We start from the raw sequence: 21,479 nt of genomic DNA, 5'->3' as shown, positions 1-21,479 counted from the left end.
AAAAATATAAATTTTATTTATAAAAAATGAAAGCACCTTTATTTAAGGTGCTTTTTTTGTATATTTGGAAAAAAGAGAGTATGAAAAATTATCTAATAGTATCAACATTACTAGCTTCCATTTCAATCGTTCTTGCTGCATATTTTTTAGGTAATTCTTACCAAAAAAGAAATCAATCCAATACAATAACAGTAAAAGGACTAGGCTCAAAAGATTTTGAATCTGATTTAATAGTATGGAAAGCCGATTTTTCAAAGAAAAATCTCGATTTAAAACAAGCCTATGCCGAATTAGATACAGATAGGAAAAAAGTAAGAGAATATCTGATTTCCAAAGGATTTTCCGATAAAGAAATAGTTTTTTCCTCAGTAGAAATAAGTAAACAATATGATAGTAGATACAAAGAAGGAATAAATCAAAATATATTTACAGGGTATGAATTAAATCAAACCATAACCATAGAATCTAAAAATGTGAAAAAAGTAGAAGATCTTTCCCGTCAAATTACAGAATTGATTAATAACGGAGTAGAGCTCTATTCCCGATCGCCTTTATATTACTATACTAAATTGTCTGATTTAAAAATACAGATGATCTCAGATGCAACCAAAGATGCAAAAAAAAGAGCAGAAGAAATAGCAATTAACGCCGGTTGTAAATTAGGTAAATTAAAAAATGCCAATCAAGGGGTTTTTCAAATAACTGCTCAAAATTCATCTGAAGATGACTACTCTTGGGGAGGGGCATTTAATGTATCATCCAAGAAAAAAACAGCAAGCATTACCATTCGTCTAGAATATGAAATTAATTAATAACTACGATATAAATTAAAATGGTGCACAAATTATTTCAACCGTTAACATCAAAAAAACTATCATTAAAAAACAGGATAGTCATGGCGCCTATGACCCGATCATTTGCTTATGATGGAATACCCGGTAAACAAATAGCTGATTATTATCAAAGAAGAGCACAGGCCGAAGTGGGTTTAATTATTACAGAAGGAACCGTTGTTCGCAGGGTGGCATCTTCCAATGACCCAAATATACCTGTATTTTATGGAGAACAAGCCTTAGAAGGTTGGAAAAAGGTGGTTGAAGAAGTTCATGCTAAAGGTGGTAAAATAGCTCCGCAACTTTGGCATATGGGAATAATACCGGCCCATAAAAACTGGAAACCATCAGAGTCTTTTGAGGGACCATCCGGACTTTTAAATCCGGAAACAAAAGGCGGAAAAGAAATGAGCGAAAGTGATATTGAAAATACAATTGAGGCTTTTGCAGAAGCAGCTTACCAAACCAAAAAAATAGGTTTTGATGCCCTGGAATTGCATGGAGCGCACGGATATTTGATCGATCAATTCTTTTGGGATAAGCTCAATAAAAGAAATGATAAATGGGGAGGAGCTACCTTGTCCGAAAGGAACCGTTTTGCCATTGAAGTTGTAAAAGCGGTTCGAAATGCGGTAGGAGAAGATTTTCCTATAATTTTACGCTTATCACAATGGAAACAACAAGATTATTCCGCTAAATTGGCAAAGACACCGGAAGAAATGGAAGAATGGTTACTACCGTTATCAGATGCCGGAGTTGATATTTTTCATTGCTCACAACGAAGATTTTGGGAACCCGAATTTGAAAATTCTGATTTAAATTTTGCAGGATGGGCAAAAAAAATAACGGGCAAACCTTCCATAAGTGTTGGATCTGTGGGGCTTACCGGAGATTTCTTAGGAGCATTCAAAGGACAAAGTTTTGAGGCGTCTGATAATTTTCTTAACGAATTAAATAGAAGACTAGATGCGGGCGAATTTGATTTAATAGCAGTAGGAAGAGCGCTACTTGCAGATCCTGAATGGGCATTAAAGATTAAAAATGGAAACTTATCTGAGTTTAAAGGATTTTCTAAGGATCAACTTAAAGAATTATACTAATAAAAACATAAAATAGTAGTAAAATAAAAACAAAAACCAAGTTTTAATTTTTATTTATTTTAATAAAGAAATAAAAGCAAAGGTTTTTTATCTTTGTATATATAAGTTCTTTACTTAATTTCTTTATCAACAAGAATAAGGTGCTGTGTAAAAACGACTTAATAGGGAATCATGTGTGAATCATGAGCTGACGCGCAACTGTAAGTAACCTAAAAAATTTTATCAATAAAAACCATTGCCGATTTAAAAGGTGAGAAGGTAGATAAAATGTTATAAGCCAGGAGACCTGCCTGTTCTTAATTGACAATGCTTTCGCGAGTAAAAGCAAGATCACAAAAAATATAATTGGGCTACAAGAAACTTTAAGATCATTAGAATAATTAGTTTACTTGTATGTCAAAATTGTTTTGAAATTTGATTTTATTTAACAAAGAAAGAGAGCATTGTGAAGTTTAGCAATAAGAGCTTTTTATAATATAATCGTTTAAAAAGTTATAAAAATGCAAACACACAATCTTGGCTATCCGCGTATTGGTAGTGACAGAGAACTTAAAAAAGCCTGTGAAAAATATTGGGCAGGTAAAGCGTCAGTCGAAGAACTGATGATAACAAGTAAAGATATCCGGCACCGAAACTGGGTAACTCAACAAAAATTAGGGATTGATTGGATCCCATCTAATGATTTTTCTTATTACGATCAGGTACTTGATATGTCACTAATGGTCGGAGCTATCCCTAAAAGATATAATAAGGTAATACTGGATAAATCAAATACGGAATTAGATTTATATTTTGCCATGGCCAGAGGACATCAAAAAGAAGGCATTGATATAAAAGCCATGGAAATGACCAAATGGTTTGATACCAATTATCATTACATTGTCCCTGAATTTGAAAGTAATCAGAAATTTTCCTTGTTTTCAACAAAAATTATTGATGAATATTTAGAAGCTAAAAATGCAGGAATCCATACAAAGCCGGTTATAATAGGCCCTGTATCTTATTTGTTGTTGGGAAAAGAAAAAGAGGAAAACTTCAATAAGTTGGATTTACTAAAAAACATTCTTCCTGTCTATATAGAAATCCTAAATAAATTAAAGGCAGAAGGAGTTGAATGGGTGCAGTTTGATGAGCCTTTCTTGGCTTTGGATTTGGATGAAAAAGCAAAAGAATCCTTCCAATATGCCTATAAAGAAATTCATAAACAATTTCCTTATATAAATAAAATACTAACTACCTATTTTGACGGATTGAAAGACAATTTAACACTTGCTTTTAATCTACCCGTACAAGCATTACATATAGATTTGGTACGTTGTCCGGAACAATTAGATGAAGTTTTAGAAAATATTCCGGAAAAACTTATCCTTTCTTTAGGGATCGTTGATGGAAGAAATATATGGAAAAATGATTTCGAAAAATCATTGAAACTTATTCAAAAAGCTGTTTCCAAAATTGGTAAAGACCGAATTTTAATAGCTCCTTCTTGTTCACTTCTTCACAGTCCGGTTGACCTGGAATTGGAAACAGATACAAAAGCCCTTTCATCGGAAATTAAAAATTGGTTGGCTTTTGCAAAACAGAAAATCGATGAAGTAGTAACCTTAAAAAAGCTTGCGGCAAAAGAAGATTCCCCGGGTTTGCAAAAAAAATTACAGGAAAATATAGCGGCTGCAACCAGCAGAAAAACATCAGCTTTAATACATAACGAAAAAGTAAAAGAAAAAATAAGGAATATAGAAAATGTAGAAGATAAAAGAAATTCCGTATTTTCAGAACGAAAGAAAAAACAATCTGAAGCCTTGCAGTTGCCTTTATTTGCTACAACTACGATCGGCTCATTTCCTCAGACATCCGAAGTCCGAAGTTGGAGATCTAAACTAAAAAAAGGATTGATAACACCTTTGGAATATGAAGAGCTAATTAAAAAGGAAATTGAAAAAACTATACGATTCCAAGAAAAAATAGGTATAGATGTATTGGTTCACGGGGAGTTTGAACGAAACGACATGGTGGAATATTTTGGAGAACAATTAGAAGGAGTTGCATTTTCCAAAAACGGATGGGTACAAAGTTATGGAAGCCGTTGTGTGAAACCACCCATCATCTATGGCGATATATTCAGGCCTAATCCTATGACTGTGAAATGGTCTTCCTATGCACAATCCTTAACAAATAAAAATGTAAAAGGTATGTTGACCGGACCGGTAACCATATTGCAATGGAGTTTTGTGCGAGACGATCAACCGAGAAAAGATACCTGTTTCCAAATTGCATTAGCCATTAGAGAAGAAGTAGTAGACTTGGAAAAAGCAGGAATACGAATTATTCAAATAGATGAACCGGCCATAAGAGAAGGGCTGCCGTTACGTAAAAAAGATTGGCAAACCTATTTAGAGTGGGCTATAAAAGCATTTAGAATTGCATCCTGTGGAGTAAAAGATCAAACACAAATTCATACTCATATGTGTTATTCAGAATTTAATGATATCATACAAAACATAGCAGATATGGATGCGGATGTAATTACCATAGAATGCTCTAAGTCAGATATGAAGTTGTTAAACATTTTTTCAGAATTTAAATACCCTAACGATATTGGTCCGGGTGTTTATGATATACACTCTCCGAGAATACCGTCCAAAAATGAAATGGTTTCCTTATTGAAAAAAGCAATAAAAAGCATACCGGTAGAGCAACTGTGGATTAACCCGGATTGCGGACTTAAGACAAGAGGATGGGAAGAAACAGAAAAAGCATTAATTGAAATGGTAGGAGCAGCAACAGAAATGCGAGAACAATACTAGACGATCCTTTTAGTATCGGTCGGTATAATAGGTATAAATGTTTATATATGATCGTAACTTCTTAAAAGTTTTTTAAACAAAAGGTTAGAATGTTTTGAAAATTTAATAGATACTAGAGTTCGACAAATTAAAACTTAAAATTGATTTATTAAAAGAAAATCATAATTGTCTTAGTAGAATTTTAATTTTAAATAGCTAAAATAGGATAAGAAACAATAGTTGATTATACATTTTATGTGTTACAAATAAGCTGAAAGCATTATGTTTTCAGCTTATTTTCATTTTATTATAATTTTATATGTATATATTTCTTTAAAATAAAATAAGAAACATTTAAATAATTATACATTAATATATTAAATTAATTTATATTTTTGTATATAACACTAAATTACAAATATAGAATATCATGGATTTAAAAAATGCAGTTTTCGGAAGCTTCAATATATATGATAACATATTTATATCGATAAAATTAGTAGTGGCATTCATCGCCGTTTTAATTTACATTAAATTAGTAGGAAGAACCATTTTAAACCAAGTTTCCGGAATTGATTTAATTCAGAATATAGTCTTAGGGGGCTTGGTAGGTGGAATTATATATAATCCGAATATCTCTATTATGGAATTTGCCTTAGTATTGTTTATTTGGACATTCATTGTGTATTTAATAGCATTTCTCACAAAAAAATATAGTCGTTTAAGAGGATTAGTAGAAGGCCCTATTATACCTTTAGTGTTAAAAGGAAAATTTAATATAGAAGGATTTAAAAAAGCAAAGATTGATATAATGACTTATGCCAGTGTACTAAAAAATAATGGTATATATGATATATCTAAAGTATATTTTGCTCAAATGGAACAAGACGGTTCCATTACAGCATTTACGGATGATTATGATAAATACGCAGTTTTATTGGTTATTGATGGAAAAATTAATCATGTCTATTTAGAGGGAATTGATAAAACAGAAGATTGGCTAAAAAATGAATTAAGAAAACAAGGATATGATGATGTATCCAAAATTTTCCTTGCACAGTGGTCTCCGAATAAATTTTTTATTGTACCTAAAAGTCAGGATTATAAATTAAAGGTTAATGATTAAAACTATTACCTGATTTTAACCTCAAAAAACTTCTCATTTTCAATAAAACCTTCCAGAAAATCATTTTCACTAAGCTTAGAAACTCCCGATGGCGTTCCGGTAAAAATAATATCGCCCATTTTTAAAGTGAAATATTGAGAAATATATGAGATGAGGTAATCAAATGTAAAAATCATTTCTGAAGTATTTCCTTTTTGCTGAATATTGCCGTTTTTAACTAAAGAAAAATTCAAACTATCTAAATTAAATTTCTCTTTACTTACAAAATTTCCAATTAAAGCAGATCGATCGAAAGCCTTGGATTTTTCCCAGGGAAGCCCTTTTTCTTTTAACCGATCTTGTAAATCTCTAGCAGTAAAATCAATGCCAAGTCCAATTTCAGAGTAATAATTTCCGGCAAATTCCGGTTGAATATATTTTCCAACTTTAGAAATTTTTATAAGAACCTCTACTTCATGCTGAAGGTTTTCAGTGAATTCTGGAATATACCAATCATCACCGGGTCTGGCTAAAGCGGTATCCGGTTTAATAAATAAAACCGGATCTTTAGGTATCTCATTGTTTAATTCTTTCGCGTGATTGCTATAATTTCTTCCTACACAGATAAATTTCATAAAACACTTTTTAATTTTGCTCTTGTAAAAATTTTTTTCGAATATAAAGGAAAATCAGCATTCATTAACCAAGAATAATATCCTAAATCACTTAAAAACACATTTTTCAATTTTTTACCTTTGTATTTTCCAAAATTGAAAACCTCGTCTTCATCTTTATCTATTCCAACAAATCCTGCCAAATCAGCATTTTTATTTTGCATGGTAAACTCATGAAGGAATTTCACATCGTTTTGAATATCCTCATATTTTTCAAGTTGAGCCTTTAATATTTCATACGTAGCATAAGTATCTGCAGAAGCAGAATGAGCATTTTCTAAATTCTTATCGCAATAAAATTTATAAGCTGCGGAAAGATTCCTGGGTTCCATTTTATGAAAGATTACTTGAACATCAATCGGGCGATGTTTTTTTATGTCAAATTCAAACCCGTTTCGCAAAAGTTCTTCCGCAAGTAATGGAATATCGAATCGGTTGGAATTATATCCTGAAAGATCAGAATCTTTAATCATTTCGAGAACCTGAGGAGCAATTTCTTTAAAAGTAGGAGCATCGACAACATCTTTATCATAAATTCCATGAATTAAAGACGATTCCTTTGGAATTGGAATTTCAGGATTAACTCTCCAAGTTTTACTCTCTTTTGATTGGTCAGGGTTTACTTTAAATATACTAATTTCAACTATCCGGTCTTTGCTGATATTTATTCCGGTAGTTTCAAGATCGAAAAAGCAGATTGATTTATGTAGTTTTAGTTCCATTTGAAATAATTTTTTTTCGAAATATAATTGATAAAATTAAGTAAATTAATATAAGTATTGGTATAGCTGATATTTTAAGGAAAATTAATAAAACTATGCAAATTATAAGGAAAGAGTATACAAGAGAATTATCTTTCCAGGTTAAGTTTTTAAATTTAAAAGCCAGTAAGGGAATATTGGCAACCAGTAAATAGCTTGATAAGACAGTAATGAATAACAAAAACCAAGAATTATCTAATAATAAATACGTATGATTTTGATGTAAATAGTATAATGAAAATATCAAAATAGTATTTGCAGGAGTAGGCAACCCTTTAAAATAATAACTTTGTTCCTCATCTAAATTAAATTTAGCAAGACGCAGAGCAGAAAACAAAGTAATCAACAGTCCGAAAAATGGAAACAAAACAATGTATTTATTATGTATAAATCCGTTTGAAAACGTACTTATACGAGAATAAAAATCATCTCCTCCCAACATGGTAAACATAAATAAGCCGGGCAAAACGCCAAACGTAACAATATCTGCCAAACTATCAAGTTCCTTTCCAAAAGGTCCGGAAACCTTTGCAAGACGGGCGGCAAAACCATCGAAAAAATCAAAAATCAAAGAACATAAAAGCAGGATTAAAATATATTCAATGGGAGCTTTTATTATAGTTAAAATACACGCAATGCTACCACAAAGTAAATTAGCAAGAGTTAGTGTATTAGGAAGATATTTCATTTTTTCAGGTATTTATAAATAATGTATTGTTAAATACAAAGCAAATTAAGTTATAAAAGTAATAATTATTTTTAAAAATCCGGGGTAGCCCAAATAATAAAAAACGGTTTTCAACGTTTATACGATAGTTTGTTTATACATAAAAATACTATTTATTGAAAGGGAAAATTCAAAAAAAAATTACTTTAAGCATCCTCATTTGGGCTGTTCATTTTAATATGAATCTTCATGCGCAAGCATTTAGAAAGTATTCAAATGAATTTCTAAATATAGGAGCAGATGCTCGTGCATTTGGGATGGGTAATTCAGTAGTAGCTAATGTATCGGATGTAAATGCAGGATATTGGAATCCGGCAGGATTGACGGAAGTTAGAGATGCTTGGCAAGGAGCTTTGATGCATGCAGAATATTTTCAATCCATAGCCAAATATGAATATGCAGCTGCAGCAATTCCCTTAAATAGTGGAACGGAAGGAACGATTGGTTTTTCACTCTACCGATTTGCGGTAGATGATATTATGAATACTACTCAATTGATCGATAATCAAGGGAATATAGATTACAACAAAATAAGTCGATTTTCAACGGCAGATTATGCTTTTATGGCCTCCTATGCCGGTAATTTATTCAATGATCCGAATCTTTCAATAGGAGCTAATGCAAAAATAGTATATAGGCATATCGGTAAATTTGCCAATGCATTCGGTTTTGGAATAGACGCGGGATTGCAATATCGAACCCAAGATCAATTTTATTTTGGGATCATGGCTAGAGATATAACAACCACTTTTAATGCATGGTCCGTAAATGAAAAAAAATTAAATAAATTAGAATTAGACGGAGAAACACTTAATGAAGCGCCTAAAGATAAAATAGAGTTAACCATGCCTAAATTAAAATTAGGCGCAGCCAAAAAATTCGATTTAAATGATAAATTCGGGCTGTTAGCTGAGTTAGATTTAAATTTTGAATTTGATAAAAACAATGATTGGCTTTCATCAGAAGCGCTGAGTATGTCCCCATCTTTAGGGATAGAATTAGATTATGATCATGTGGTTTTTTTACGAGCAGGTTTAAATAATATGCAATATGAAACCCGTTTTGACGATTCAAGAAAATTAACAATTCAGCCCAATGCAGGTATAGGGTTTCGTTATAAAGGAGTAACGGTAGATTATGCACTTACTAATATCGGAAATTCTTCAGTTGCATTATATTCTAATATATTTTCAGTTAAAATCGATATGGCAGAGTTTATAAAATAATTTTATAAAATATAAAACTGTAATTATCTTATACATAGAGAGTATAATTTTATTATTTAGAAAATAAGTATTACATTTGTAAAGTTTTTGGGATTTAAAAGATTATTAAAAGCCTATCTACAAGGGCTTTTTTTTGTACTTTATTCTTAGAAAAAATAGTATAGTAAATTATTGTTAAGATTTAGTTGTTTATTAGAGGATGTTATTATGGCATTGGAAGAGAAAGTAAATGTATTATTAGAAGAATTTCTTCAAACTAGAGCAGATTTGTTTTTAATATCTTGTAAAGTTTCTCAAACTAATAAAATAGAAGTTACCATAGACGGAGACGAAGGAGTTTCTGTGCAAGATTGTTTAGATTGCAGCAGAGCAATTGAAAATAACTTAGACAGAGAAGAAGAAGATTTTGAATTGTCAGTCTATTCTTACGGTATAACCAATCCTTTATTATATCCAAGACAGTATGTGAAAAATAAGGGAAGGGATCTACAGATTATTACTATAGAAAATATAGAGTTAAATGGGACTATAGTTGATGCAGACGAAGAAAAAGTAGTTCTTACATGGAAGGAAAGAAGGGCTAAAGAAGTAGGAAAAGGAAAAGTAACTATAGAAGTCAAAGAAGAAATATTTTACAGCAATATAAAAAGAGCAACAATTAATATAAAATTTTAATTTAAATTAGAACGGACCGATGGATAGTATAGAGTTAATAGAATCATTTGCAGATTTTAAAGACGAGAAAAATATAGATAGAATTACTTTAATGGCGATCGTTGAAGAATCAATGAAAACCGTTTTAAGAAAGAGATATGGTTCAGATGATCATTTTGATGTTATTGTTAACCCGGATAAAGGGGACTTGGAAATATATTTAAATAGAAAAATCGTTGAAGATGAAATGTCTGAAGATGATTTGTTAGAAATAGAAATTAGCGAAGTTAGAAAAATTGATCCAAGTTTTGAAGTTGGAGAAGAATATACCCAAAAGATTGAATTAAACGAATTAGGAAGAAGAAATATTCTTGCATTCAAACAAGTATTGAACACAAAAATAGCCGAATACGATAACTCTAATTTATATGAAAAATTCAAATCAATAGAAGGAGAAATTGTAAGCGGTGAAGTCCATTATATTCGTCATAAGCAGGTTATTTTAATGGATGAAGATCAAAATGACATGATACTTCCAAAAGAAAATCAAATACCATCCGATTTCTTCAGAAAAGGAGAAACCGTAAAAGCCGTGGTAGAAGAAGTGGGCTTTAAGGGAGGAAAACCATTAATTATCCTTTCAAGAACTTCACCTAAATTTTTGGAAAAACTGTTTGAATTTGAGATTCCTGAAATATATGATGGATTAATTACCATTAAGAAAACAGTTCGTATACCGGGAGAAAAAGCCAAAGTAGCAGTAGAATCCTATGATGACAGAATAGATCCGGTAGGAGCATGTGTCGGTATGAAAGGATCTAGAATCCATTCAATTGTAAGAGAATTGAGAAATGAAAATATAGATGTAATCAGTTATACCAACAATCAGCAATTATTTATCCAAAGAGCTTTAAGTCCCGCAAAAGTATCTTCCATGGAATTGGATGAAGAAAACAAACATGCAGTAGTTTTCTTAAGACCGGAAGAAGTATCCAAAGCGATAGGTAAAGGAGGACAAAATATTAAATTGGCTAGTTGGTTAACAGGATATGAGATTGATGTACGAAGAGATGAGCCGGAAGAAGAAGATATTGAATTGACAGAATTTTCCGATGAAATAGAAAGCTGGGTTATTGAAGAATTGAAAAAAGTAGGATTAGATACAGCACGATCTGTATTAGAAAAAGATGTAAATGATTTATTAGAACTTACGGATTTAGAAGAAGAAACCATTATAGATGTGATCCGTATTTTAAAAGAAGAATTTGAAGAATAATGTAAATTTCTTTCAATAAATTATCATATTTGTAAAAAAAATAGAATAACAACAAAGTATAATATGTCGGGTATTCGATTAAGTAAAGTATTAAAAGACCTTAATATCTCTCTTGACAGAGCAGTAGAATATTTACATTCTCAAAATGTCGGGATTGAGAAAAACCCTAACGTAAAGTTAGATCAAAAAGCGTATCAGCTCTTAGTTACTGAATTTTCAGAAGATAAAATGAAAAAAGATGCGTCTTTAGATGTGGTCATAAACAAAATTCCGGAAAGAAGAAAGGAAGAGAAGGTGGAGCAACCGGAAATATTTAAGGTTAAAGCCGATGAAATAGCTGCACCTAAAACAATAGGTAAAATAGACCTAGATGCTCATAGAAAGACTAAAAAAGATTTTAGAAAAGAGAAAGAAAAAGAAGAAGAAAAAGTAACTTCCTCTCAAAATGTTGAGCAAAAAGAAACTAAACCTGTAGAAGAAAAAAAATCGGGTATTAAAATAGTTGGAAAAATATCTCCTGAAGACCTACAAAGAGCTAAGGAACCTACACATCCGGTTAAAAAACAGAAAGAGAAAAATGCAGAAGAGCAGCCGAAACAGGAAATCAAAGAAGAAAAAAAATCAGAAAAACCACAGGTCGTTTCTTCTTCACCGGTAGTTGAGGAGAATGAAAAAAAATCACAAGACGACGAACCTGAAAAGTTAGAAACCCAATACCAAAAGTTGGATGGACCTAAAATTACAGGTCAAAAGATTGATTTAACACAATTTCAAAAACCTAAAAAAGTCAATAAAGAAAATTCAAATTCTGAGAAAAAGAAAAGAAAAAGAATTGTTAAAGACTCTAAAGTTGATGTAAATGCGGTTGCTAAATCAATAAACAACAACGGAGATAAAAAAGGCGGATCAGGTCAAGGACAAAATAAAAACTTTAAAAAAGGCGGAGGAAACAGACGTCCAAATTCAGGCGGAGGAAACAGAAATGTTCGTCCTGCAGAATTAACGGATGAACAAGTAAAAAATCAAATAAAAGAAACCTTAGAAAAATTAACATCCAAAGGAGGAAAATCTAAGAGCTCAAAATTCAGAAGAGACAAAAGAATTCAAAGAAGAGAGCAAGAAGCTGAATTACACGAACAAGAAAGAAAAGATAACACCCTAAAAGTAACTGAGTTTATCACAGTTAACGAATTGGCGAGTTTAATGAATGTTGCTGCAACTGAAATTATTTCTGCATGTTTTTCTTTAGGTGTTATGGTAACCATGAATCAACGGTTAGATGCTGATACCATGGTATTAGTAGCCGATGAGTTTGGTTATAAAATTGAATTTACCGATTCTGAAGTGGATGATTCTGCCATTGAAGAAGAACAAGATAAAGAAGAAGATTTAGTTACCAGAGCTCCAATCGTTACAGTGATGGGACATGTGGACCACGGAAAAACTTCTTTGCTGGATTATATAAGAAATACCAATGTAATTGCCGGTGAATCCGGAGGGATTACACAACATATAGGGGCTTATAATGTTAAGCTTTCCAATGGGCAAAAAATCACATTTTTAGATACACCCGGACACGAAGCCTTTACCGCCATGCGTGCAAGGGGTGCTCAAGTAACCGATTTAGCAATTATCGTAGTTGCAGCAGATGATAATGTGATGCCTCAAACCAAAGAAGCGATCAGTCACGCTCAAGCAGCGGGAGTTCCTATGATATTTGCAATTAATAAAATTGATAAGCCTAATTCCAACCCTGATAAAATCAAGGAAGAATTATCGCAAATGAACTTATTAGTAGAAGATTGGGGAGGTAATATTCAATCCCAAGAAATTTCCGCTAAGTTTGGAACCAATGTTGATATTCTTCTTGAAAAAGTATTATTAGAAGCTGAAATATTGGATTTAAAAGCCAATCCTAACCGTTTATCTAATGGAGTGGTTATTGAAGCAGCCTTAGATAAAGGAAGAGGTTATGTATCAACCATATTAGTACAAAATGGGACTTTACGAGTTGGAGACTACATTTTGGCGGGAAAAAATCACGGTAAAGTTAGAGCCATGATGGATGAAAGAGGAAAACCGATGAAAGAAGCCGGTCCATCAGTTCCCGTTACGGTTTTAGGTTTAGATGGAGCACCAACTGCTGGGGATAAATTTAGGGTATTTGAGGATGAGAAAGAAGCCAAACAAATTGCTAATAAACGAGAGCAATTAATCAGAGAACAATCCATAAGAACTCAAAAACATATCACCTTAGATGAAATTGGAAGAAGAATTGCGTTAGGTGATTTTAAAGAATTAAATATTATCCTAAAAGGAGATGTAGATGGTTCAGTAGAAGCATTAACAGATTCTTTACAAAAATTATCTAATGATCAGATACAAATCAATATCATCCATAAAGGAGTTGGACAGATTACAGAGTCTGATATCTTATTAGCGGCAGCTTCAGATGCCATATTGATTGGATTTAACATTCGTCCAAACCAAAGTGCCAGAGAATTAGCAGAAAGAGAAGAAATCGAAATTAGAACCTATTCCATTATCTATGACGTAATTAACGATGTTAAAGAAGCTATGGAAGGTATGCTTTCTCCTGAAATCAGAGAACAAATTATTGGAAATGTTGAAATCAGAGAAACCTTTAAAATTTCAAAAGTGGGTACTATTGCCGGATGTATGGTTTTAGATGGAACTATTAACAGAAATTCTAAAATACGTATCATTAGAGAAGGCATAGTAGTATATACCGGTGAGCTTGAAAGCTTAAAGAGATTCAAAGACGATGTAAAAGAAGTAAGCAAAGGATACGAATGTGGATTGAATATTAAGAATTATAATGATATTCAGATAGGAGATTTATTGGAAGTATACGAAGAAGTAGAAGTTAAGAAAAAATTGAAGATTTAAATTTTAAAATTATACATAACTAATATAAAAGCTGTATGAAATTTCATACAGCTTTTTTTATTTCCAACCATCTTATATTATAGTGTTCTTTCAATGAATTACGTCTAATTTTTTTATTATTTAATATTTACATAATAATTTAACTATATTTATAACAAAAAGCTATTATTTTAAGATAATTTAATATTATTTTTGGATATATTAAAAAAATGTTAGAATTTTGTTGTTTAACTAAGTATATATTATTGTATGAGGAAAGAACTTAAAATTTTAAGTGTGCTAGGATTGTGCTTATCCGGTCAATTTGCTTTTGGGCAAATTAAAGGAAATGTACAAGAGGCTGATGGTGAACCTGCCATAGGAGCAAAGGTCGAAATTAAGGGAACGAATACTTTTACAAGAACCGATGATGACGGTAATTTTGAATTATCAGCAGGAAAAGTTGGGGATGTTTTAGTAATTACGAATTTAGAAGAAGAATCTGAAGAAGTAATAGCAAAAGATGATTTAGCATTTAAATTTTCTAAAAAAATCGAGAAAAAAGACGAAAAGGAAATTGAAGAAGTAGTTGTTTTAGGATTCGGTAGAATAAGAGATGCTAAAGATGTGGTAGGAACAGCATCTGTGGTAAAAGGATCAGATATATCAAATGCCCCGATTGCATCATTTGATAAAGCCTTAGCCGGGAGAGTTTCAGGTTTATCAGTAAACTCCTCTACAGGTCAGCCGGGAGGACTTGCACAAATAAGATTGAGAGGAGTTACTTCTGTAAACGGAAATAACAATCCGATTTACATTATTGACGGGGTAAGAATTTCTTCAGGTAATTTAACCAATAATCGTAACAAATCCGAAACAGACCCTTCAACGAATGTTTTAGCAACCATAAATCCCAATGATATAGAATCCTATACGGTCTTAAAAGATGCAGCAGCTACCTCTCTGTATGGTGCTGATGCAGGAGCGGGGGTTATTGTGATAACTACCAAAAAAGGAAAAAACGGGAAAGCTAAATTTTCAGTTGACTTGGAAAGAGGTTTTGGAAAAAAAGCGGTAAAAGGCCCAAAATCAATCACTCCGGGAACATGGAACAGAGTTTTAACAGAAGCGGTTAAAAATAAAAGAAATTTAACAGAACAAGAAGCCATCGATTATATAAACAATGAATTGGCTCCAAAAGAAACCACCTTGCCGTTATGGGATGGTAAAACTGAGGTTCCTGATTGGACTAAACTTGTGGAAAGAGATTATACCTCTCAAAACAGTCTAAATATTGGAGTAACCGGAGGTTCAGATAAATTAAAATATGCTTCCTCTCTTAATTATTTCTCACAAGAAGGTACTGTAAGAAGTACAGACTTTGATAGGGTAAGTGGAAGATTAGCTACTGATTATAAAGCTACAGATCAATTAACCATCCGTACAGATATCAATGCGGCTTATACCAAACAAAATAGTGTTTTAAATGGAGGATATTTTTCAAATCCATTATTAACTAAATACTTTATGCTGCCAACTGACCCTGCTAAAAATCCGGATGGAAGTTATAATTTAGGAGAAGGTGGAAGAATGTTTAACGGTATGTTTAATGCCGCGTATTTATTGGAAAATAACTACATAACCACTAAAACAGCCAGAGTTTTTGCTAATATACAAGGTGAATACAAGATTATTAATAATTTAAGATATGTGATAAATTTTGCACCGGAGTATATAAACATGGAAAGAGATAAATATGATAATCCAATTCATGGAGACGGAGCAAATACAAATGGAAGAATGATTAATGAAAGAGTACGATATTTTAACTGGAATGTTCAGAATATTTTAAATTACTTTTTCACAGTAGGAGAAAACCATCACTTTGATACACGAATTATACAAGAAGCTTATAAAAAAGACTATAAATACTTAAGCACTTCAAATACTACATTAGGAAGACTGGGGTTATATTCTACAGATAATTTTGTTAAAAATGAAGAAACCACAGGAAATGGCTATATCGCTACGAGAAATGCATATGCAGCAAATGTAAGTTACGATTACAGCAAAAAGTATTTTCTGGACGGAACGATAAGAAGAGAAGCATTAAATAACTTTAGTTCAGGTAATAAATGGGGAACATTCTGGTCTGTGGGAGCAGCTTATGATATTTCCAATGAAAGATTTTTAATCGGATCATCCATTGATTTACTGAAAATCAAAGCTTCATATGGAGAATTAGGAAATCAATTATTATATGATGATTTAAATTCATTTGCACAATATGGATATGATTTAAATTATAATGATGCTGCGGGAGGATATATCTATCAATTAGGATATAAAGATTTCACTTGGGAAAAAATCAGACAGTTTGATGCAGGTTTCGAAACAGAATTTTTTAATCACAGATTGAATTTTTCAGCATCTTACTTTCACAAAAAGACAAAAGATTTAATATTCCCTAAAGGTATATCATTAACCACAGGTTTCTCTACCGTATTAGTTAATGCCGGAGATATGGTAAACAAAGGAATTGAATTAGATTTAGGAGGAACAATAATCAAATCAGATACTCCTGACGGGTTCAACTGGTATCTATCCGGTAATTTCACTTACGTAAAAAATGAAGTAACAAATCTTCCATTAGGTGAATCCATCACAGGAGTAAATATTGTTAGAAAAGGAGAAGCCGTAAAAAGTTGGTATATGAGGAAATGGGCGGGAGTTAACCCTACTACAGGAGAAGGACAATGGTATGTAAATGGAAAAGGAGGAGAAGTAACTACCGATTATAATAAAGCAGAAAGAGCCGTTCAAGGAACTACACTTCCAAAATACATGGCAGGGCTTTCAACAGATCTATCTTATAAAAGAATATCTTTATCTGCAACCTTCAGTGGTAATTTCGGACATAAAATATATGATGGATGGAGAAATTACACTACGAGTGACGGACAATATATACATATATATGGAGGATATGAAGAACAAGGCGATTTCTGGACACCGGATAACCCTCATGCTTCAAATCCAAAACCAATACTTACCAATTCTTCAAAATCCAACTATTCATCAACAAGATTTTTATATGATGGTGATTTCATTAGATTAAGAGACTTAACCATCGGATATACTTTTTCAAAATCAGTATTAGATGATATAGGATTAACTAACCTGAAAATATATTTACGAGGAACCAATATTTGGACCTATTGTTTTGACAGTAAAGTAAGACATCTGAAAATAGAACCTGAACAAAATGTCAATGGAGGAGGAAGTAATTTTGAACAACCTATATTAAAAACATTTACTGTTGGAGTTAATGTTGGATTTTAAAAATTAAGAAGATAACCATGAAAAAGATAATATTATTAGCAACTGTTTTATCATCATTAATTTCAACCGTATCATGCTCAGATGATTTTACAGACCCACAATTGCAACAAACCGATGTAATAGATGAAACGCCCATTAATACTTTGGGGCAGCTTGAAACATTTATGAACGGAACTTATGCCTTAATGAGATCCCAATATTATTACGGATGTAATTATGTAGTTTTCGGAGAAGTTAGAGGAAGTGATGAAATGTTCTCAACAGGCTCTTCCGGAAGATATCAGACAGTTTCTCAATTTACCATGAATGCAACCGACAGTTATGCAAGTGATACATGGAAAAGAATCTATCGAGTAATATCCAATGCAAATATCGTCATAAACGCAACTATAACAGATGGAACTCCGGAAGAAAAAATTGACGAAATAAAATCACAAGCCTATGCAATCCGAGCTTGGGCATATTTCGATCTCATAAAATTGTTTGGACAAAAATATACACAAGACAAAAATTTAGGTGTTCCCTTAATTCTAGAAAATACAACCAATCCCGCAACATTCGCTGTATCAAGAGCAACCTTAGATGAATGCTATGCTCAAATCGAATCTGATTTTCAACAAGCCTATGAAAAATCAGTATATAACATTGATGTTAAACAAAAATTAACTAAAGGAGCGATAGCCGGATTAATGTCGAGATACTATTTATACAAAGAAGAGTATAACAATGTTTATAAATATGCTAGTGAAGTTACCGCTCAATATGCACCTATCGATAAAGGTTTATATGTAACCAGTTGGAGAATAGAAGGACTTAACTCAATATTTGAATTAGCTTATGGCGTTGCAGGGGCAATTGGTACTTCAAGTGTAGGTTATATTTTTTCATCAGAAGGATATGCCAATACCCGATTAAATCCAAGTTTAGTTGCAGCATACGACCCTGAAGATATCAGAGCTAAAATCAAAAAAGATAGTAAAGACAAAACCGGAATGTTGCGTCAAAATTCTTCCAAAAATGCAACCTACATAGAAGGTAAATATCCGGTACTAACAGGAGAATCCAATCAAAAGTTAGTAAGGTATGAAGAAATAGCCTTAAATCAGGCAGAAGCCATATTAATGGGAGGAGGAGGTTCTACTGCTGAAGCCTTAGAATTAGTAAACGGAATTAGAGCTCAAAGAGGAATTACTCCATTAACAACAATAACCTTGGATGATGTAAAAGAAGAGAGAAGAAAAGAATTAGTAGGAGAAGGATTCAGGGTTTGGGATTTGTTAAGATGGAATAAAACCTTAACAAGAATAGACTTAACAGGAGAACAAGATATTACTTTCCCTGTTGGAGACTTCAGATTAGCTTTTCCGATACCGCAATCCGAAATTGATAATAATGCAGGAATGAACAAAGATCAACAAAATAAAGGGTATTAATAGATTATATACACAAAAAACCACCTTATTTAAGGTGGTTTTTTTATAAATAGCTTTTTATTAAACACTAAAATAATTTTAAATACAGAACGTAAATAATGATATTCGGCATTATTTTAACAGATATTAAGAATAATATAACATATAGAGTAAACAGTCGGTTTTTTTGCCGTTTTTTTATTTTTATATTTGCATATTGTTTACGTACATGAGTAGAATTAGAATATATTTTATCTGTTTATTTTCAAGCATAGTTTCAATATTTTCTTTTGCTCAGGTTTCAGAAGGGAAAACAAACGAAATGCCTGTTACAAACAGTAAGACTACCTCTTCTGATTCAATTAAAATTTATAACCCAACCATACAATCCTATAAATATTGGACGGAAGATCATACGAAAAAAATCTTTGATACGGTTTTAACTATAGATAAATACTATAGCAATAAAATGTACAATCACAAAGATAGTTTTGGCGCCATGCCGTTTTCCAATATTGGACATACTTTTAATCCTTTATTATTTTCAACTAAAATTAACTCGGGAATAGATTTAATTCCTACGGGAAAATCTTTTAACTTAATAGAAGCAGATGAAGTAAGATATTTTGATGTTCAGACCCCGATGACCGAATTCCAATATAATAATGGATATAAACAAGGCCATTCATTATCAAGTTTATTTACACATAATATCAATTCAAGGCTAAATTATTCCATACAATACAGAGGATTACGTTCAGAAGGAAAATATTTAGAACAATTAGCTTCCAATAATTCACTTTTATTCACTCTTGCTTATCATACCAAAAATCAAAAATATAATTTGTGGACTCACTATATAACAGCTAATGTAGACGATGAAGAAAACGGAGGAATTCAATTTCCAAAAAATTTCGAGGATGGAGACAGCCGATTTAAAGATCGGGACCGAATGGAAGTAAACCTTACAGGGGCGCAATCAAAATATGGAAGAAGAAGATTTTATGTCGGTCAACAATTAGGAATACTTAATTCGGGACATAACACCTATCCATTATCTATAAAAAATATTTTTTCGGCAGAATCTTCCCATTTCACCTATGAAGAATTTAAAAATCTAAATTCCTATTTTTCAGATAAACAAGGTATTTTTGATGTAGACAATTTGAAAAGTCATTACAACACCAAAAAACTTAGAAAGATTACCAATCAATCCATGGCAGTTTTTGATTGGAGCGATAAATTACATTTGGAAACAGGACTTAAATATGAACATTTAGAATTTAATTTTGACCGAATAGTAGATCCAAGTATTTCCTTTCCTAAAAATCTTAAAGACAATCGAGTGGGAATAGCCGGAAAACTTGCATTTAACTGGAAGAAAGAAATTGTTTTAAAATCACAAGGAGAGGCAATGACGGGAGATGAATTTAAAAATTCGTATTACTTAGACAATCATTTAATAGTCAGTCCTTTAAAAGATTATTATTTAGAAGCTAATGTAGGAGTTAAATCCCAGATACCGTCATTAAACTTGCTGTATAATCAAAGTTTTTATAAATCCATGAATTATTTTATGGATGATCCGAAAAAAGAAAGAACAGTTCAAGCGGGAGGAGAACTACATATAAAACCCTATAATACAAGAGTTTTTACACAATTTTATAATATAAAAAATTATACCTATTTAGATAGTGATTATCTTCCTAAACAAGCCGGTTCTTCGGTTGATATAGTACAAGTAGGTTTGAAAAACAGTTTTCAATATAAAAAATTCCATTTGGAAACTAATTTAGCATATCAAAATGTTACCAGTAATAAACAACTCTTACCCTTGCCGGATTTCATTGGTAGAGCAACTATTTATTACCAATCAAAAGCATTTAAAAATAATGCAGAATTCCAATTAGGATTAAATGCTTATTACTTTAATAAATTCCAATCCAGACTCTTTTTACCGGTAACCAATGAGTTTAGATTGCAATCAAAAACAGAAAATTATAATATCGGAGAATATCCCGTATTAGATTTATTTCTGCATTTTAAAGTCAAAAGGATGTTGATTATACTAGAAGGACAACATTTCAACTCCAGTTTTAGTGGTTACAAATTCTACAGTTCACCACTCAATCCATATACAGATTTTCGTTTAAATATAGGAATACTCTGGTATATATTCACCTAAAAACCATGAATAAAAATCTTACAATCCCTTTTTTATAAGCGAAATTTTTCATAAATTAGAGTTTACTATTACGTATAAAAAATTAAATTATGAATACTCCTCTTTTTGAAATCGATTTAAAAGTACGAGATTATGAATGTGATGCACAAGGCATCGTAAACAATGCAAATTATCAACACTATTATGAAGTAGGCCGTCATGAATTTCTAGAGCATAATGGGCTTGATTTCTACGATTTGCACCAAAAAGGAATCGATTTAGTGTTAATAAGCATTCATGTACGCTACATGAGTTCTCTAAAAGGAGGAGAAAAATTTTTATGTACCATAGATTCATTGGAAAAAGAAGGAATCCGTTATATATTTAATCAAAAAATTATACGCAAGTCCGACAACAAAGTATGTTCTGAAGCAAAAGCAGAAGTAGTAAGTGTAGTCAATGGACGTGTAAGTATGCCGGCACTATTAGATGAATCATTTGCTAAATACCTTCAAAAATAAACAGAATAA

15 protein-coding genes and 1 riboswitch are annotated in these 21,479 nt (G+C 31.8%); of the genes, 12 read left to right on the top strand and 3 right to left on the bottom strand.

What is annotated here, in order from left to right; genetic code table 11:
* Positions 1 to 80: 80 nt before the first annotated feature.
* The 4 genes from C4S75_RS00460 (at position 81) to C4S75_RS00445 (ending at position 5,845) form a co-directional block, all read left to right on the top strand.
* Positions 81 to 812, top strand: a complete 732-nt coding sequence (locus C4S75_RS00460; protein ID WP_105296594.1) for an SIMPL domain-containing protein — start codon at positions 81 to 83, stop codon at positions 810 to 812.
* A gap of 20 nt (positions 813 to 832) precedes the next feature.
* Positions 833 to 1,933 carry an NADH:flavin oxidoreductase gene (locus C4S75_RS00455; protein ID WP_105296352.1) on the top strand — a complete coding sequence of 367 codons (1,101 nt, stop codon included), beginning with the start codon at positions 833 to 835 and terminating at the stop codon, positions 1,931 to 1,933.
* A gap of 121 nt (positions 1,934 to 2,054) precedes the next feature.
* Positions 2,055 to 2,242, top strand: a riboswitch (cobalamin riboswitch).
* Positions 2,243 to 2,433: 191 nt separating this feature from the next.
* Complete coding sequence (gene metE / locus C4S75_RS00450; protein WP_105296351.1) at positions 2,434 to 4,740, top strand: 5-methyltetrahydropteroyltriglutamate--homocysteine S-methyltransferase; 2,307 nt, start codon at positions 2,434 to 2,436, stop codon at positions 4,738 to 4,740.
* A 409-nt stretch (positions 4,741 to 5,149) separates the two neighbouring features.
* Entirely contained in the window at positions 5,150 to 5,845 is a 696-nt protein-coding gene (locus C4S75_RS00445) for a DUF421 domain-containing protein (protein WP_105296350.1), read from the top strand.
* A 5-nt stretch (positions 5,846 to 5,850) separates the two neighbouring features.
* Here C4S75_RS00445 and C4S75_RS00440 read toward each other — a convergent pair whose 3' ends face one another.
* From C4S75_RS00440 to C4S75_RS00430, 3 genes are read right to left on the bottom strand one after another with little or no spacing between them, the layout of a single operon-like run.
* Positions 5,851 to 6,459, bottom strand: coding sequence for a fumarylacetoacetate hydrolase family protein (locus tag C4S75_RS00440; protein ID WP_105296349.1), 609 nt, complete (start codon positions 6,457 to 6,459; stop codon positions 5,851 to 5,853).
* Positions 6,456 to 7,220: a 3'-5' exonuclease gene (locus tag C4S75_RS00435; protein ID WP_105296348.1), complete on the bottom strand. Its 765-nt coding sequence runs from the start codon at positions 7,218 to 7,220 to the stop codon at positions 6,456 to 6,458. The genes C4S75_RS00440 and C4S75_RS00435 overlap by 4 nt, the downstream gene beginning before the upstream one ends.
* Positions 7,201 to 7,947: a phosphatidylcholine/phosphatidylserine synthase gene (locus C4S75_RS00430; RefSeq protein WP_105296347.1), complete on the bottom strand. Its 747-nt coding sequence runs from the start codon at positions 7,945 to 7,947 to the stop codon at positions 7,201 to 7,203. The genes C4S75_RS00435 and C4S75_RS00430 overlap by 20 nt, the downstream gene beginning before the upstream one ends.
* Positions 7,948 to 8,102: 155 nt before the next feature.
* On the opposite strand from C4S75_RS00430, the gene C4S75_RS00425 reads away from it, so the two are divergent.
* The 8 genes from C4S75_RS00425 (at position 8,103) to C4S75_RS00390 (ending at position 21,470) form a co-directional block, all read left to right on the top strand.
* On the top strand, positions 8,103 to 9,212 hold the full coding sequence (locus C4S75_RS00425) for a PorV/PorQ family protein (RefSeq protein ID WP_255410552.1): 1,110 nt from the start codon (positions 8,103 to 8,105) through the stop codon (positions 9,210 to 9,212).
* 171 nt (positions 9,213 to 9,383) lie between these two features.
* The gene (rimP, locus tag C4S75_RS00420) at positions 9,384 to 9,887 is read left to right on the top strand and encodes a ribosome assembly cofactor RimP (RefSeq protein WP_255410551.1); all 504 of its coding nucleotides are present in this window, start codon (positions 9,384 to 9,386) and stop codon (positions 9,885 to 9,887) included.
* 19 nt (positions 9,888 to 9,906) lie between these two features.
* Positions 9,907 to 11,142: a transcription termination factor NusA gene (gene nusA / locus C4S75_RS00415; protein WP_105296345.1), complete on the top strand. Its 1,236-nt coding sequence runs from the start codon at positions 9,907 to 9,909 to the stop codon at positions 11,140 to 11,142.
* Positions 11,143 to 11,205: 63 nt separating this feature from the next.
* Positions 11,206 to 14,052 (top strand): translation initiation factor IF-2, encoded by a 2,847-nt coding sequence (gene infB / locus C4S75_RS00410; RefSeq protein ID WP_105296344.1) that lies wholly within the window; start codon positions 11,206 to 11,208, stop codon positions 14,050 to 14,052.
* Positions 14,053 to 14,301: 249 nt separating this feature from the next.
* Complete coding sequence (locus tag C4S75_RS00405) at positions 14,302 to 17,373, top strand: SusC/RagA family TonB-linked outer membrane protein (RefSeq protein ID WP_105296343.1); 3,072 nt, start codon at positions 14,302 to 14,304, stop codon at positions 17,371 to 17,373.
* A 17-nt stretch (positions 17,374 to 17,390) separates the two neighbouring features.
* Positions 17,391 to 18,806, top strand: coding sequence for a RagB/SusD family nutrient uptake outer membrane protein (locus tag C4S75_RS00400; protein ID WP_105296342.1), 1,416 nt, complete (start codon positions 17,391 to 17,393; stop codon positions 18,804 to 18,806).
* 208 nt (positions 18,807 to 19,014) lie between these two features.
* Positions 19,015 to 20,970 carry a putative porin gene (locus C4S75_RS00395; RefSeq protein ID WP_105296341.1) on the top strand — a complete coding sequence of 652 codons (1,956 nt, stop codon included), beginning with the start codon at positions 19,015 to 19,017 and terminating at the stop codon, positions 20,968 to 20,970.
* Between the two features lie 89 nt (positions 20,971 to 21,059).
* Positions 21,060 to 21,470 carry a thioesterase family protein gene (locus tag C4S75_RS00390; RefSeq protein ID WP_105296340.1) on the top strand — a complete coding sequence of 137 codons (411 nt, stop codon included), beginning with the start codon at positions 21,060 to 21,062 and terminating at the stop codon, positions 21,468 to 21,470.
* The last annotated feature ends 9 nt before the right edge of the window (positions 21,471 to 21,479 follow it).

This window comes from Apibacter sp. wkB309, assembly GCF_002964915.1.
Classification (GTDB): Bacteria; Bacteroidota; Bacteroidia; order Flavobacteriales; family Weeksellaceae; genus Apibacter.
This window is presented reverse-complemented; position numbering and strand designations above follow the sequence as displayed.